The 14,759-nt window shown below is 62.1% G+C and carries 12 protein-coding genes; 8 read left to right on the top strand and 4 right to left on the bottom strand.

All coding sequences use genetic code 11. From position 1 onward, the window contains the following. Positions 1-92: 92 nt before the first annotated feature. Positions 93-2,834, top strand: a complete 2,742-nt coding sequence (gene acnA / locus ACIPZF_RS12290) for an aconitate hydratase AcnA (RefSeq protein ID WP_400799330.1) — start codon at positions 93-95, stop codon at positions 2,832-2,834. Positions 2,835-2,942: 108 nt separating this feature from the next. Further along, the gene (locus tag ACIPZF_RS12285) at positions 2,943-4,508 is read left to right on the top strand and encodes a methyl-accepting chemotaxis protein (RefSeq protein WP_400799328.1); all 1,566 of its coding nucleotides are present in this window, start codon (positions 2,943-2,945) and stop codon (positions 4,506-4,508) included. Between the two features lie 125 nt (positions 4,509-4,633). Here the strand turns inward: ACIPZF_RS12285 and ACIPZF_RS12280 are convergent, their stop codons facing one another. The 4 genes from ACIPZF_RS12280 to ACIPZF_RS12265 all read right to left on the bottom strand — a co-directional run bounded on the left by ACIPZF_RS12280 (position 4,634) and on the right by ACIPZF_RS12265 (position 7,471). Beyond that, the gene (locus ACIPZF_RS12280; RefSeq protein ID WP_400799326.1) at positions 4,634-5,518 is read right to left on the bottom strand and encodes a pseudouridine synthase; all 885 of its coding nucleotides are present in this window, start codon (positions 5,516-5,518) and stop codon (positions 4,634-4,636) included. Positions 5,519-5,569: 51 nt separating this feature from the next. Further along, positions 5,570-5,878, bottom strand: coding sequence for a transcriptional regulator (locus ACIPZF_RS12275; protein WP_400799323.1), 309 nt, complete (start codon positions 5,876-5,878; stop codon positions 5,570-5,572). A 74-nt stretch (positions 5,879-5,952) separates the two neighbouring features. Then, a complete protein-coding gene (locus ACIPZF_RS12270) occupies positions 5,953-6,189 on the bottom strand; it encodes a glutaredoxin family protein (RefSeq protein WP_400799320.1) in 237 nt (78 codons plus the stop codon). Positions 6,190-6,262: 73 nt separating this feature from the next. Continuing rightward, positions 6,263-7,471, bottom strand: a complete 1,209-nt coding sequence (locus tag ACIPZF_RS12265; RefSeq protein ID WP_400799317.1) for an ammonium transporter — start codon at positions 7,469-7,471, stop codon at positions 6,263-6,265. A gap of 315 nt (positions 7,472-7,786) precedes the next feature. Between ACIPZF_RS12265 and ACIPZF_RS12260 the strand changes: the two genes are divergently transcribed. The 6 genes from ACIPZF_RS12260 to ACIPZF_RS12235 all read left to right on the top strand — a co-directional run bounded on the left by ACIPZF_RS12260 (position 7,787) and on the right by ACIPZF_RS12235 (position 14,753). After that, a complete protein-coding gene (locus ACIPZF_RS12260; protein WP_400799314.1) occupies positions 7,787-8,101 on the top strand; it encodes a YqjD family protein in 315 nt (104 codons plus the stop codon). A gap of 9 nt (positions 8,102-8,110) precedes the next feature. Continuing rightward, on the top strand, positions 8,111-8,485 hold the full coding sequence (locus ACIPZF_RS12255) for a phage holin family protein (RefSeq protein ID WP_400799312.1): 375 nt from the start codon (positions 8,111-8,113) through the stop codon (positions 8,483-8,485). After that, positions 8,482-8,811, top strand: a complete 330-nt coding sequence (locus tag ACIPZF_RS12250; protein WP_400799309.1) for a hypothetical protein — start codon at positions 8,482-8,484, stop codon at positions 8,809-8,811. The genes ACIPZF_RS12255 and ACIPZF_RS12250 overlap by 4 nt, the downstream gene beginning before the upstream one ends. Positions 8,812-8,910: 99 nt before the next feature. Then, positions 8,911-10,242 carry a deoxyguanosinetriphosphate triphosphohydrolase gene (locus tag ACIPZF_RS12245; RefSeq protein WP_400799306.1) on the top strand — a complete coding sequence of 444 codons (1,332 nt, stop codon included), beginning with the start codon at positions 8,911-8,913 and terminating at the stop codon, positions 10,240-10,242. A 276-nt stretch (positions 10,243-10,518) separates the two neighbouring features. Beyond that, entirely contained in the window at positions 10,519-11,139 is a 621-nt protein-coding gene (locus ACIPZF_RS12240) for a response regulator (RefSeq protein WP_400799304.1), read from the top strand. Between the two features lie 8 nt (positions 11,140-11,147). After that, positions 11,148-14,753, top strand: a complete 3,606-nt coding sequence (locus ACIPZF_RS12235; protein ID WP_400799301.1) for a transporter substrate-binding domain-containing protein — start codon at positions 11,148-11,150, stop codon at positions 14,751-14,753. Positions 14,754-14,759 lie beyond the last annotated feature (6 nt).

The raw sequence follows: 14,759 nt of genomic DNA, 5'->3' as shown, positions 1-14,759 counted from the left end.
TTTCAGCCAGGCCCGTGCCGTGCGGGCCGAAACACAGCGGTGGCACCGGCCTCACCCGCGAATGCCGGGCCCCGCTGCACAAGGAGTTGGCAATGCCCTCGCTCGATAGCCTGAACACCCTCAAGACCCTCAAGGTGGCTGACCACACCTACCATTACTTCAGCCTTACCGAAGCCGCCGCCCAGCTCGGCGACCTGCAGCGCCTGCCCATGTCGCTCAAGGTGCTGCTGGAGAATCTGCTGCGTTGGGAGGACGGCGAAACCGTCACCGCAGACGACCTGCGCGCCCTCGCCGGCTGGCTGCAGGAGCGCCGTTCCGATCGCGAGATCCAGTACCGTCCGGCGCGGGTACTGATGCAGGATTTCACCGGCGTGCCGGCAGTCGTCGACCTTGCTGCCATGCGCGCGGCCATGGCCAAGGCCGGTGGCGATCCGCAGCGGATCAACCCGCTGTCGCCCGTGGACCTGGTGATCGACCACTCGGTAATGGTCGACCGCTACGCCACACCGCAGGCGTTCGGCGAAAACGTCGACATCGAGATGCAGCGCAACGGCGAACGCTACGCCTTCCTGCGCTGGGGCCAGAGCGCCTTCGACAACTTCCGCGTAGTGCCACCGGGTACCGGCATCTGCCACCAGGTCAACCTGGAATACCTCGGCCGCACCGTCTGGACCCGCGAAGCCGACGGGCGCACCTACGCCTTCCCCGACACCTTGGTCGGCACCGACTCGCACACCACCATGATCAACGGCCTGGGCGTGCTCGGCTGGGGCGTCGGTGGCATCGAGGCGGAGGCGGCCATGCTTGGCCAGCCGGTGTCGATGCTGATCCCGGAAGTCATCGGCTTCAAGCTGACCGGCAAATTGCGCGAAGGCATCACCGCCACCGACCTGGTGCTGACCGTCACGCAGATGCTGCGCAAGAAAGGCGTGGTCGGCAAGTTCGTCGAATTCTACGGCGACGGCCTGGCCGACCTGCCCCTGGCCGACCGCGCAACCATCGCCAACATGGCGCCTGAGTACGGCGCCACCTGTGGCTTCTTCCCGGTCGATGAGGTCACCCTCGACTACCTGCGCTTGTCGGGCCGACCGCCGCAGACCGTGCAACTGGTCGAACAATACTGCAAGGCGCAGGGCCTGTGGCGCCTGCCAGGGCAGGAACCGCTGTTCAGCGATGCCCTGGCCCTCGACATGGGCGACGTCGAGGCCAGCCTCGCCGGGCCCAAGCGGCCCCAGGACCGCGTCGCGCTGGGCCAGGTCAACCAGGCCTTCAACCACTTCGTAGAACAGCAGCCCAAGGTACTGGCCAAGGAAGTCGGCCGCCTGGAAAGCGAGGGCGGCGGTGGCGTGGCGGTGGGCAATGCCGACCAGGCCGGTGAGATCGACTACAGCCACGAGGGCCAGACTCACACCCTGCGCCATGGCGCGGTAGTGATCGCTGCAATCACCTCCTGCACCAACACCTCCAACCCCAGCGTGATGATGGCGGCCGGGTTGCTGGCAAAAAAAGCTTTGGAAAAGGGGCTGCAGCGCAAGCCGTGGGTCAAGAGCTCGCTGGCGCCTGGCTCCAAGGTGGTCACCGACTATTACAACGCTGCAGGCCTCACGCCCTACCTCGACCAGCTTGGCTTCGACCTGGTTGGCTATGGCTGCACCACCTGCATCGGCAACTCCGGCCCGCTGGACGAAGCCATCGAAAAAGCCATCGGCAGCGCCGACTTGACGGTCGCCTCGGTGCTTTCCGGCAACCGCAACTTCGAAGGCCGCGTGCACCCACTGGTCAAGACCAACTGGCTGGCCTCGCCACCGCTGGTGGTGGCCTACGCCCTGGCAGGCAGCGTACGCGTCGACTTGACCCGTGATTCACTGGGCACTGGCAAGGACGGCCAACCGGTATACCTGCGTGACATCTGGCCCACCCAGCAGGAAATTGCCGACGCCGTGGCCAAGGTCGACACGGCGATGTTCCACAAGGAGTATGCCGAAGTGTTCGCCGGCGACGCCCAATGGCAGGCGATCGAAGTGCCGCAGGCGGCCACCTATGTGTGGCAGGACGATTCCACCTATATCCAGCACCCACCGTTCTTCGAGGACATCGATGGGCCGCTGCCCGTTATCGAAAACATCCAGGGCGCACGCATTCTGGCCCTGCTTGGCGACTCGGTGACCACCGACCACATTTCCCCGGCCGGCAACATCAAGGCCGACAGCCCTGCGGGGCGCTACCTGCGCGACAAAGGGGTAGAACCGCGGGACTTCAACTCCTATGGGTCACGGCGCGGCAACCACGAGGTGATGATGCGCGGCACCTTCGCCAATATCCGCATCCGCAACGAGATGCTCGGCGGCGAAGAGGGCGGCAACACGCTGTACCCGCCAACGGGCGAGAAGCTGTCGATCTACGACGCAGCCATGCGTTACCAGGCCGATGGTACCCCGCTGGTGGTGGTAGCGGGCCAGGAATATGGCACCGGCTCCAGCCGCGACTGGGCAGCCAAAGGCACCAACCTGCTGGGGGTCAAAGCCGTGCTGGCGGAGAGTTTCGAGCGCATCCACCGCTCCAACCTGGTGGGCATGGGCGTGCTGCCGCTGCAGTTCAAGGCTGGGCAAGACCGCAAACAGCTTGGGCTTACCGGCAACGAGCGAATCGACGTGCTGGGGCTGGCTGGCGTGCAACTGAAACCGGGTATGAGCCTGCCCCTGCGCGTTACCCGTGAAGATGGCCAGCAGCAAGACATTGAGGTCTTGTGCCGGATCGATACGCTCAACGAAGTGGAATACTTCAAGGCCGGCGGCATTCTGCACTATGTATTGCGGCAGTTGATTGCGAGCTGAAGCCCGGTCAGCGGGGGCGCCGTGCGCCCCTGTAACAAATTTAAATATCCATTCAATAAAAGCATGGGCCTGCCGATATCAGTCCAAAGCCTTGCGGATTAATCAGCCATGCGTAACAACCAGCCGATCACTCAACGGGAACGGACTTTCCCAGCCCAACAACGGTTGATCTCGACCACCAACGCCAAAGGCGTGATCACCTACTGCAACGATGCATTCGTGGAGATCAGCGGGTTCGCGCGAGAGGAACTGATCGGCGCAGCGCACAACCTCGTACGCCATCCTGACGTGCCCCCGGCAGTCTTCGCTCATATGTGGCAGACCCTCAAGCAAGGCCAGCCGTGGATGGGCATCGTCAAGAACCGCTGCAAGTCGGGCGACCACTATTGGGTCAACGCCTACGTCACGCCGATCTTCGACAACAACCAGGTCACGGGTTTCGAATCAGTGCGGGTCAAGCCTACCGCAGAGCAGATTCGCCGCGCCGAGGCGCTGTACCAACGCATCAATCAGGGCAAGACCGCCATCCCGCGCCGTGACCAGTGGCTGCCGGTGCTGCAGGACTGGCTGCCGTTCATTCTGATCAGCCAGGTCGGCTTCCTTATCGGCAATTGGCTCGGCCATTCCTGGGGCTTCGCTCTGGCTGCCGGCCTGTCGGTGCCGCTCGGCCTGCTTGGCCTGGGCTGGCAGCAACGGGGCCTTAAGCGTCTGTTGCGTCTGGCCGAACAGACCACCTCGGACCCGCTGATCGCGCAGATGTACACCGACAGCCGCGGCGTGCAGGCGCGCCTTGAAATGGCCATGCTCAGCCAGGACGCGCGCATGAAGACGTGCCTGACCCGCCTGCAGGACAGCGCCGAGCACCTCAGCGAACAGGCGCGTCAGTCCGATGCGCTGGCCCACAAGAGCTCTTCGGGCCTGGAGCGTCAGCGGGTCGAAACCGAACAGGTGGCCGCTGCCGTCAACCAGATGGCCGCCACCACTCAGGAAGTGGCCAACCACGTGCAGCGCACCGCCGATGCTACTCAGGAGGCCAACCGCCTGACCAGCCAAGGCCGCCAGATCGCCGGGGAAACCCGCGACGCCATCGAGCGCCTGTCTACTGCGGTGGGCGAAACCGGCGAGACCGTGACGCAGTTGGCCAAGGACAGCGACGAGATCGGTGGGGTTGTCGATGTGATCAAAGGCATTGCCGACCAAACCAACCTCCTGGCGCTGAACGCCGCGATCGAAGCGGCACGCGCCGGCGAGATGGGCCGTGGTTTCGCCGTGGTCGCCGATGAAGTACGCCAGCTGGCCCAGCGCACCGCCGAATCCACCGGGCAGATCCACGGCCTGATCGCCAAGCTGCAACAAACCGCCAACAACGCCGTGCTGACCATGGAAACCGGCCATCGCCAGGCCCAGGAAGGCGTGGAGCGCGTGATGCAGGCGGACCAGGCACTGGCCGGAATCAGCGAGGCAGTGGCCAACATCACCGACATGGCGACCCAGATTGCCGCGGCCACCGAAGAGCAGACCGCCGTGGCCGACGAAATCAGCCGCAACATCAGCACCATCGCCACGCTGGCCGACGAGACCGCCGAACAGGCGCAGCACTCGGCGCTGCTCAGCGAAGAACTGACCACTACCGCCGGTGGCCAGTATTCGCTGGTGGAGAGGTTCAACCGGTGATCACGGGGGCCGCTTTGCGCCCCATTCGCGGGGCAAGGCCGCTCCCACAGGTTCAGTGCAGCACTCAAGACCTGTGAAGGACCTGTGGGAGCGGGCTTGCCCCGCGAATGGGGCGCGAAGCGGCCCTACCAATCCAGGGTCAAGCGGCTCTCGAAGTACCGCTCTTCGCCGGTCAACGGATCGGCAAAACGCAAACTGTGCGCCAGCAGCTTCAACGGCTGCTGGTAATCATCTTCTACCTGAAGCAACGTCGGGTAAAACGGGTCATTGCAGATCCCTGCCCCCAGCGCCGCCATGTGCACCCGCAACTGATGAGTCTTGCCGGTGACCGGCGAAAGCCCATAACGCCACAGCTCGCCATTTTTCTCCAGTACCTCGGCCAGGGTTTCGCTGTTGCCCTCCCCTGACACTTCTTGCATGCGAAAAAACGGCTCGCCCTGCACCAGGCGGCTTTTGTGCACCAGCGGAAAGTCATGCTGTGGCAAAGCGGCGGCGATCGCCTGGTAGCGCTTGTCGATGCGCCGCTCGGGGAACAGCCGCTGGTAGGCACTGCGGGTCTGCGGATTGGCGGAGAACAGCACCAGCCCTGCGGTATGCCGGTCGATGCGGTGCAGCGGCGCCAGGTGCGGGTTGTCCAGTCGACGGATGAGCCGACGCAGCAAGGTGTGCTCGACGTACTCGCCGGTCGGCGTCACCGGCAGAAAATGCGGTTTGTCCGCCACCACCAGATGCTCATCCACATGCAGGATGGTCTCCTGCACCAGGATCGGCCGCTCGTTGGGCACTTCACGGAAATAATGCAGGCGCATGCCCCGTCGGTAAGGCAGGTCGGCAGCGACTGCCTGGCCTTGTGCGTCGAGCACGCGGCCGCGGGTAAAGCGGTCCAACCACTGATCACGACCGATCGCCTTGAAATGGTCGGACAAGCAATCGAGCACCGTTGCCCAGTTGCCGGGTGGCAGGCAAATCGTACTGGCTTGCTGACGGGCGGGGTCGAAAGGCGTGGTCATGGCGGGGCTCGGCACAGGCTGGGCCGCGCATTATCGCCCAAGCCCGCTCGCTCAACCAGCCTGCTCCACGGCCTCGCTGCGCGCCTTCAACCAGCGCAGCACTTGCACCGGCTCCCAGCGGCCCGGATCGTACAGTGCGTACAGCAGGCCTTGGTAGCCCACCACGTCCAACCCACGGTGGTAACCGGCGCGCTGGAACAAGGCTTCGATCTCGGCGAAGCAGGTATTGAAATGGACCTTGCCGAACGGCGTGCGGTCATCGGTGACCAGGCCTTCGAGGCGCAGTTCCAGCACGGCATCACACACCCGCTCGACCGGCATGCGGTTGACGCTGTACTTGAGTTGCTCGACGTTGAGCATGGGCTTACCTCAATACTGTATTTATATACAGCATACGAACTTGCCCGCCCTGCCGTCAATTCACCGATTGCATGCTAAGAGAGGAAGGCCACCACTTGCTCGGCATCGAACGGCCAATGCAGTTCGGCTGAATTGTCACAACGCCGCAGTACCGGGATGATCAAGCCATAGCGTTCGACCAGCGCTTCGCTGACGGCGATATCGACCAGTTCGACCAGCAAACCATGATCGACGAAAGGCATCAGCACGGCTTCGGCCACTTCGCACAAGTGGCACCCAACGGTGCCGAAAAGTTGGCATTCAGGCAGCATGGGGCAGGACTCGGTTTAGCGTGGATGGAAGCCTATTCTAGGTCGCATCTGCCCCCTGTGCACCTGACCTCGCTCAATCCTGGCTGGTCGCGCCGATGCGGTGGATCGACAAGTCGGCGCCCTGGAATTCCTCCTCGTGGCTCAGGCGCAGGCCATGCACCGCCCTGATCACGCCGTAGACGGCAAAACCACCGAGCAGCGCGACGATCACCCCCGCCAGGCTGCCGATCAGCTGGCTGGCCAGGCTTACCCCACCCATGCCCCCCAGGGCCGCCTGGCCAAAGATGCCGCAGGCAATCCCGCCCCACACGCCACAGAGCCCGTGCAGTGGCCAGACGCCCAGCACATCGTCGACCTTCCAGCGGTTCTGCGCGGCGGTAAAGCTCCAGACGAACAGCACACCGGCCACAAGGCCCGTAGCCAGCGCGCCAATCGGGTGCATCAGGTCGGAGCCGGCACAAATCGCCACCAATCCCGCCAGTGGCCCGTTGTGCAGGAAGCCAGGGTCGTTGCGCCCAGCCAGCAACGCCGCCAGGGTGCCGCCGACCATGGCCATCAGCGAGTTGATCGCCACCAGCCCGCTGACGCCCTGCAAGGTCTGCGCGCTCATGACGTTGAAGCCGAACCAGCCGATGATGAGGATCCACGACCCCAGCGCCAGGAAAGGAATACTCGACGGCGCGAACGCCACCAGCCGACCGTCCCGATAACGCCCGCGTCGCGCGCCCAGCAGCAACACCGCCGCCAGCGCCAGCCAGCCACCCATGGCGTGCACCACCACGGAGCCGGCGAAGTCATGGAACGGCGCGCCGAAGCGGGCATTCAACCAGCCCTGAACGCCGAAGTTGCCATTCCACACCATGCCCTCGAAGAAGGGATAGATGAACGCCACAATCAAGGCCGTGGCGCACAATTGAGGCACGAACCGTGCTCGCTCGGCGATGCCGCCGGAGATGATCGCCGGGATCGCCGCGGCAAAGGTCAGCAGGAAGAAGCACTTGACCAGCGCATAGCCATGGTCGGCGGCAAGTTCCGACGCCGGGTGCAGAAAACTCACGCCGTAGGCGATCCAGTAACCGACGAAGAAATACACCAGGGCAGAAATGGCGAAATCGCTGAGGATCTTCGACAAAGCGTTGACCTGGTTCTTGTGGCGTACGGTGCCCACTTCGAGAAACGCGAAACCCGCGTGCATGGCCAGCACCAGAATGGCGCCCATGAGGATGAACAGAGTGTTGGAACCGTGGACTAAAGAGTCCATCGCGCTGTGCATGTTATCCATGAAAGAGGCAGACCTGCTGAAAAAAGGCACCAGGACAGTTCAAGAACCTGCATCCCTGCACCGAATCGGTGCCCACCTACTACCCGTTGTGGCCAACCGGGCGAAGCCTGCATGGTTTTTTTCTTGGGTTTGTCGTGGATTGGGTTAAGGTTTAACGGTATCCGCCGGGCTCGGCGCCCTGAATCGGCGCAACGCTCCGGTCTACGCCCCGCGTTGTGGCAACCTTCATTAGCAAGGCCCATACCAGGCAGCGCAGTGAACCTTCCGCGCATCGGGCAACTCGATATACCTACACACCTACACAGGGAGAGCACCATGGCCAGCAAATCGGCAAAGACTGCACAAGAGATATTGATGGCTGACTTCCAGGCCTTGGTCCGTGACACCGAGAAACTCCTGGCCGATACCGCCAACCTGGCGGGCGATCAGGCCGATGAGTTGCGTGAGCAGATCCACGACCGTCTGACCCAAGCCCGGGAAACTTTGCAACTGACCCAGGACTCGGTCCGTGAGCGCGGTAATGCAGCCCTTGGCAGCGCCGAGCAGTACGTTCAGCAGAACCCCTGGCAAGCCGTGGGCATCGCCGCAGGCGTTGGCCTGTTGATCGGCCTGCTGGCCAATCGGCACTGAGGAGCCCGCATGGAAAATCACGCCATGGGCACCGGCGCCTCGGGCAGGCGCCTGGGCGCCGCCGTGCTGGGGCTATTGCACAGCCACATCGAATTGTTTGGTATCGAACTGCAGGAACAGAAAGGTCGTACATTGAGCCTGTTGTTGTTCGCAGGCCTTGCGCTGGTATTTGCGCTGCTGTTGCTGACGGCCTTGTCTGGGCTACTGCTGGTGCTGCTGTGGGACAGTTATCGCCTGGCCGGCATCATTGGGCTGTGCGTGTTCTACGGAGTGGCCGCGGTGTACTGCGGGCTACGGCTCAAGGCTGCGGTGTTCGATGAGTCCTCACCGTTCGGCGCCACCCTCGAAGAACTCGCCAAGGACCGGGAGCGCCTGTTGCCATGAACCTGCCCGAACTGCCGAATACCCGTAATCCAAGGGAATTGCGCAAGGCCCTGCTGCGCCTGCGCATGGAGATGCACCGCCAGCAGATCCGCGTCGAATCGGGGCAGATGCTCGAACCTCTGCACCGCCTGCGCGGGGTGGGCGGCTCATTGCAGGATGGCCTGGGGATCAAGCACGCACCGCTGTGGGGGATCGGCGCGGTGGTGGCGCTTGGCTTCCTGACCGGCAAAGGTGTGCGCAGCGGCAACTTGTCGCGCCTGGTCCGCTTGGGCAGCAGCCTGCTGCCGTTGGTGAAGCTGTACCTGCAGGGCGGGCGACGCCCCTGAATTTCGCACCGCATGCGCCCCATGCGGTGCGGATTTGCCACTTGCGCAGCGCCCGCCGACGCGTGAAGCTACGCCCTTCGATCGACAGGAGACCGCGCCTTGGACTGGCACACCCTGCTCACCCGCGAACGCCTGGGCAAAGCCTTGTACAGCCCCGAGGAACTGGGGCGCAGCCCATTCCACAAGGACCACGACCGGATCATCTTCTCAGGCGCGTTCCGCCGCCTGGGGCGTAAGACCCAGGTTCACCCGGTCTCCAGCAATGATCATATCCACACGCGCCTGACCCACTCCCTTGAAGTCAGCTGCGTCGGTCGTTCTCTGGGCATGCGGGTCGGCGAAACCCTGCGCGACAGCCTGCCCGACTGGTGCGAACCCAGTGACCTGGGCATGGTCGTGCAGTCCGCCTGCCTGGCCCACGACATCGGCAACCCGCCGTTCGGCCACTCCGGTGAAGATGCCATCCGCCACTGGTTCCAACAGGCGGCAGGGCGCGGCTGGCTGGATGACATGAGTGACGACGAGCGCGCCGACTTCCTCAACTTCGAGGGCAACGCCCAGGGTTTTCGCGTGCTCACCCAACTTGAATACCACCAGTTCGATGGCGGTACCCGGTTAACCTACGCCACCCTGGGCACCTACTTGAAGTACCCTTGGACCGCCCGGCATGCCGATGCCCTGGGTTACAAGAAGCACAAGTTCGGTTGCTACCAGAGCGAACTGCCGCTGCTTGAGCAGATCGCCAACAAGCTTGGGCTGCCGCTGCTGGAAGCTCAGCGTTGGGCGCGCCACCCCCTGGTCTACCTGATGGAGGCCGCCGATGACATCTGCTACGGGCTGATCGACCTGGAGGACGGCCTGGAGATGGAGTTGCTGCAGTACGCTGAAGTCGAGGCCCTGTTACTTGATCTGGTGGGAGACGACCTGCCCGAAACCTATCGCCAGCTCGGCCCTGCAGATTCGCGCCGGCGCAAGCTGGCGATCTTGCGCGGCAAGGCCATCGAGCATCTGACCAATGCCGCCGCCCAGGCCTTCGTCGAGCAGCAACAGGCACTGCTCGCGGGGCACCTGCAGGGAGATCTGGTCGAGCACATGCATGGCCCGGCCAAGCGTTGCGTGCTGCAGGCCAAGGACATGGCACGCAACAAGATTTTCCAGGACAAACGCAAGACACTGCACGAGATCGGCGCCTATACGACCCTGGAAATCCTCCTCAACACCTTCTGCGCCGCTGCGCTCGAACAACATGGCGGGCGCACCCCGTCGTTCAAAAGCCGCCGCGTACTCGACCTGATCGGCAATAGCGCCCCTCACCCGCACGACTCGCTGCATAAGGCATTTCTGCGCATGATCGACTTCATCGCCGGCATGACCGACAGCTATGCCAGCGAGATGGCCCGCGAGATGACGGGCCGCTCGAGCCCCATTTGAAATCCAGGCGGTGGTGTCGCCGTCTTGGGCACCATCGCTTATTGAAAGATATTTCCTACATAGTCGCATCACCATTAAACATACCCGACCTGAAAAAATAAAAAGTTACTAAAACGCCATTGACGCTGAATTGAATTATTACACTTCGTAGCCATTGGTGCTTTCCGCTGTAATCCATTTCCCATATACGTTTAATCGTCACCCTTCATACCCCAGATCGACTGCAACTGGGTTAAGGTGCCCCCTGCCTCATCATTCGCCGCAGGGAAGTTGAACATGCATTCCGTATTTATTGTCGATGATCATCCGGTCATCCGCCTGGCTGTCCGTATGCTCCTTGAAAATCAAAATTACAAAGTCGTCGGCGAATCGGACAATGGCGTGGACGCCATGCAGATGATTCGCGAAACTCTTCCCGATCTGGTAATTCTCGATATCAGCATTCCCAAGCTGGACGGACTGGAAGTGCTCGCACGACTGCAGGCGATGGCTCTGCCACTGAAGGTACTGATTCTTACCGCGCAGTCGCCTGCATTGTTCGCTGTGCGCTGCATGCATTCCGGCGCCGCAGGCTACGTTTGCAAACAGGAAGACCTGAGCGAGCTGCTCAGCGCGATCAAAGCCGTTCTTGCCGGGTACAACTATTTCCCCAGCCAGGCTATCCACAACGGTCTCGAAAATGCAGACACCGACCTGCGGCTTTTCCGCCAGGTGAATGATCGAGAGTTAATGGTGTTACAACTTTTTGCTCAAGGGCGCAGCAACAAGGAAATTGCCAAAGGCATGTTCCTGAGCAACAAAACCGTCAGTACCTATAAAAAACGCCTGATGCAAAAGCTTCAGGTCGAAACCTTGGTCGATCTAATTGAAATGGCCAAGCGCAACGCGCTGGTCTGAGGTTCGCCATGGCACGACTCATTGCGGGCCTGGCCCTCATGCTGGTATTGACAAGCTTCGGCAGTCAAGCGTCCGAACCTGCAGTTTTACCCTATACCCTACTGGCCCGTTCATCCACGCCGCCCTTGCAACCGCAACTTTCAGCGCCCCAACGGCAGTGGCTGCAAGAGCGCAAGCAACTGACCCTGGGCACGTCTGCACCGGACTATCCCCCCTTCGATATCACCAGTGGCGGGCGCGACTACCAAGGCATCACCGCAGAGTATGCCAACCTGATCGGCAAAGCCCTGCAACTGCCAGTTAGGGTTCTTCGCTACCCCAGCCGGCAAGCGGCGCTGCAGGCGCTGAAGCAGGGTGATATCGACCTGCTCGGCAGCGCCAACGGTTATGAAGCCGCAACCGAAGGCCTGGCGCTGTCGCAACCGTACACGGTCGACCAGCCCGTGCTGGTGACCCGCGAGGATGAAAGCCGCGCGCTGAGCCAAGGCCTGGAAGGTATGCGCCTGGGCATGCTGTACCACTACCTGCCCACTCAAGAAGTCCGAACCGAGTACCCCAAGGCCCAGTTACTGGCCTTCGGTTCCTCCACCCAGGCCCTGAACGCCGTCGCGTTCGGCCAAGCCGATGTGTTCATCGGCGATACCATTTCGACGCACTATCAGCTCAATCGCGGCCACCTGCCGCGCCTTCGAATGGCCAGTTTCGGTAAACATGAGCGCGTCGGTTTCAGCTTTGCCATGCGGGCACAGGATATTCATTTGAGGGCACTGGTCGATGCCACCCTCAAGCAACAGCCAGCTGCCGTGCGCACCAGTATCTTCAAACGCTGGAGCGCAGGTGGCGACTTGCTGCTGACTGATCGCAAACTTGAACTGACTGCTGCGGAAGAAGCGTGGTTGAGCAGCCATCCAATCATGCAGGTAGCAGTAGACGAAACCGCCGCACCGTTATCCTATTTCGATGGCAACGGCCACTACCGTGGGATAACCGCCGACCTTCTTGAGCTGATTCGCCTGCGCACCGGCCTGCGCTTCGAAGTACAGCGGACCAACGGCATCGCCGAGATGATCAACCGCCTGGAAGCCGGCCGGGTGAACATCATCGCGGCATTGGCGGTCGACGAAATGAACGACGAGCGTTTGCACATCAGCCGTCCCTACCTCGAAAGCGCAAATGTACTGGTGACTCGCAGCGAAAACGCACAGTACACCTCGCTGGACAAACTCCGCGGCCGGCGTATTGCTATCACGCGTTACAGCGCCATGGCGAAGATGCTGGCAAACCATTATCCGCAGACGGGGTGGATCGAAACCGAGAGTCCTTACTACTCCATGGCCCTGTTGAGAAGCGGTGCGGTGGACGCGGTGATCACCACGCTGATCGATGCCAGCCACGCGTTGGCCGGCGACACCAATCTGGTCATTCGCAGCACGATCGGCAGTGAACCCGCCAGCTTCGCCATGGCCACGACCGACCAGGCGACAGAGCTCGCTTCAATCCTCGATAAGGCCCTGCTGAGTATCTCCCCGGAGGAGATGGGGGTGATCAACAACCGTTGGCGCGACTACAGCACCTATGACGACGGCAGCTGGCGGGGCGTGCGGCGCCTGGTGCTGCAGGTGTTGCTGGGCACTGGCCTGCTTCTGCTGCTGGCGCTGCTGTGGAACGCCCGTCTGCGGCGCCAGATCAAGCAACGTCAGCGTGCCGAGCGCGCTCTGAACGATCAGCTGGAGTTCATGGGAGCACTGCTCAACGGTACGCCGCACCCCATGTACGTTCGAGACCGCGAGGGGTGCCTGCAAAGTTGCAACGACAGCTATCTGGAAGCGGTGCAGGCAAACCTTGACGAAGTGCTCGGCAAACGCCTGCAAGAAAGCTTGTTCTGCGCCGATGAGCACACCCGCCAGATCCACGCCGATTACCTCAAGGTCATGGCCGCTGGCACTCCGCTGATCATCGATCGCCCACTGCGGCTCAAGGATCGCGAGATCACCATCTATCACTGGATCCTGCCTTACCGTGATTCGCTGGGTGAAGTGCAAGGCATCATCGGCGGCTGGATCGACATCAGCGAGCGGCGCAAACTGGTTCAGGAATTGCGCGAGGCCAAGCAACGGGCCGATGATGCCAACCGCGCAAAAAGCACCTTCCTGGCGACCATCAGCCACGAAATACGCACCCCGATGAATGCGGTGATCGGCATGCTCGAGCTGGCGGTCAACCGGGCCGATCAGGGGCAGATCGACCGCACCTCGCTACAGGTCGCGCACCACTCGGCAAAAGATCTGCTGGGCCTGATCGGCGACATTCTGGATATCGTGCGCATCGAATCAGGTCATCTGTCCCTCGCACCGGAACCGGTAGAACCGGCCGCCCTGGTCGAATCAGTGGGCCGTGTATTCGATGGCCAAGCGCGACAGAAAGGTCTGGCGCTGGAAGTGGTCATCGATCCGAATACCCGCTGCCATGTCCTGCTCGACCCCCTGCGTTTCAAGCAAATCCTGTCCAACCTGATCAGCAACGCCATCAAGTTTACCGAGCACGGCTACGTGCGCATCAGCCTTGGTTTGAGTGACGAGAACCCCGAGACGCCGACACGGCTTGAACTTGAGGTACGCGATAGCGGTATCGGCATCCATGACGACGATCTGAAACGCCTTTTCAATCCTTTCGTACAGGTCAATCCACACAGTCAGGGCGCACGCGCGGGGACGGGCCTGGGCCTGGCGATCTGCCGCAGCCTTTGTGAAATGATGGGTGGCCACCTCAGCATCAAGAGCCTGCCGGATTTCGGCACGCAGGTCCGCCTGGTGGTGCCGCTGCACCGCGCCGGCACACCTGCGCCAGCAGCGCTGGAGCCAGATGAAGTCGAGGTACCCGACCCACGGCTGAACGTTCTGGTGATCGACGATCACCCTGCCAACCTGCTGCTGATGGCGCAACAGCTGGGTTACCTTGGGCTCAATCACACCACCGCCAGCGACGGCCGCGAAGGCCTGGACAAATGGCGTGAAGGGGGGTTCGACGTCGTCGTGCTCGACTGCAACATGCCGCACATGAATGGCTATCAGCTTGCAGCCGCCGTACGTACCGAAGAGCGCCTGAGGGGACGTGCGCACTGCACCATCCTGGGTTACACCGCCAATGCACAGCCTGAAGTCAGGCAAAAGTGCCTGAGCGCCGGCATGGACGACTGCCTGCTGAAACCCATTAGCCTGCGCACCCTCAGCGTGCGCCTTTCCGGCATCGTGCCACGACATCAACCAGCCAATCCAAGCGCGGCGTTCGACCTGAAAGGGCTACACGGTATCGTGGGCGACAATCCCGAAGACCATGAGCGCTTTCTGCAGACAGTGCTCCTGAGTCTGCAACACGATCTGGTTGAGCTCATGCATCTGGACCCGCTCGACCAGGCAGCGGAAATAGGCGAACAAGCCCACAAGATCCTCAGCGCGGCGCGGATGCTGGAAGCACGGAACATGATGGCGGCCTGTGCGGCCTTGAGCGAAAGCGACTTGCCCGCCTCACAATTGAGGCTGAGGCGGCAAGCATTGGCGCGGCACATGCGCCGCGTGGAGAAAGCACTGGCCAGGCAACTGGCCTCAGCTCGATGAAGCGGC

The organism is Pseudomonas sp. NPDC089752 (assembly GCF_044748725.1).
Classification (GTDB): Bacteria; Pseudomonadota; Gammaproteobacteria; order Pseudomonadales; family Pseudomonadaceae; genus Aquipseudomonas.
This window is presented reverse-complemented; position numbering and strand designations above follow the sequence as displayed.

Excerpts from the sequence above, each read along its gene's own strand:
- ACIPZF_RS12240 (WP_400799304.1), top strand. The coding sequence starts at position 10,519 with ATGCATTCCGTATTTATTGTCGATGATCATCCGGTCATCCGCCTGGCT.
- acnA (WP_400799330.1), top strand. The coding sequence starts at position 93 with ATGCCCTCGCTCGATAGCCTGAACACCCTCAAGACCCTCAAGGTGGCT.
- ACIPZF_RS12280 (WP_400799326.1), bottom strand. The coding sequence starts at position 5,518 with ATGACCACGCCTTTCGACCCCGCCCGTCAGCAAGCCAGTACGATTTGC.
- ACIPZF_RS12275 (WP_400799323.1), bottom strand. The coding sequence starts at position 5,878 with ATGCTCAACGTCGAGCAACTCAAGTACAGCGTCAACCGCATGCCGGTC.
- ACIPZF_RS12235 (WP_400799301.1), top strand. The coding sequence starts at position 11,148 with ATGGCACGACTCATTGCGGGCCTGGCCCTCATGCTGGTATTGACAAGC.
- ACIPZF_RS12260 (WP_400799314.1), top strand. The coding sequence starts at position 7,787 with ATGGCCAGCAAATCGGCAAAGACTGCACAAGAGATATTGATGGCTGAC.
- ACIPZF_RS12265 (WP_400799317.1), bottom strand. The coding sequence starts at position 7,471 with ATGGATAACATGCACAGCGCGATGGACTCTTTAGTCCACGGTTCCAAC.
- ACIPZF_RS12285 (WP_400799328.1), top strand. The coding sequence starts at position 2,943 with ATGCGTAACAACCAGCCGATCACTCAACGGGAACGGACTTTCCCAGCC.
- ACIPZF_RS12270 (WP_400799320.1), bottom strand. The coding sequence starts at position 6,189 with ATGCTGCCTGAATGCCAACTTTTCGGCACCGTTGGGTGCCACTTGTGC.
- ACIPZF_RS12250 (WP_400799309.1), top strand. The coding sequence starts at position 8,482 with ATGAACCTGCCCGAACTGCCGAATACCCGTAATCCAAGGGAATTGCGC.
- ACIPZF_RS12255 (WP_400799312.1), top strand. The coding sequence starts at position 8,111 with ATGGAAAATCACGCCATGGGCACCGGCGCCTCGGGCAGGCGCCTGGGC.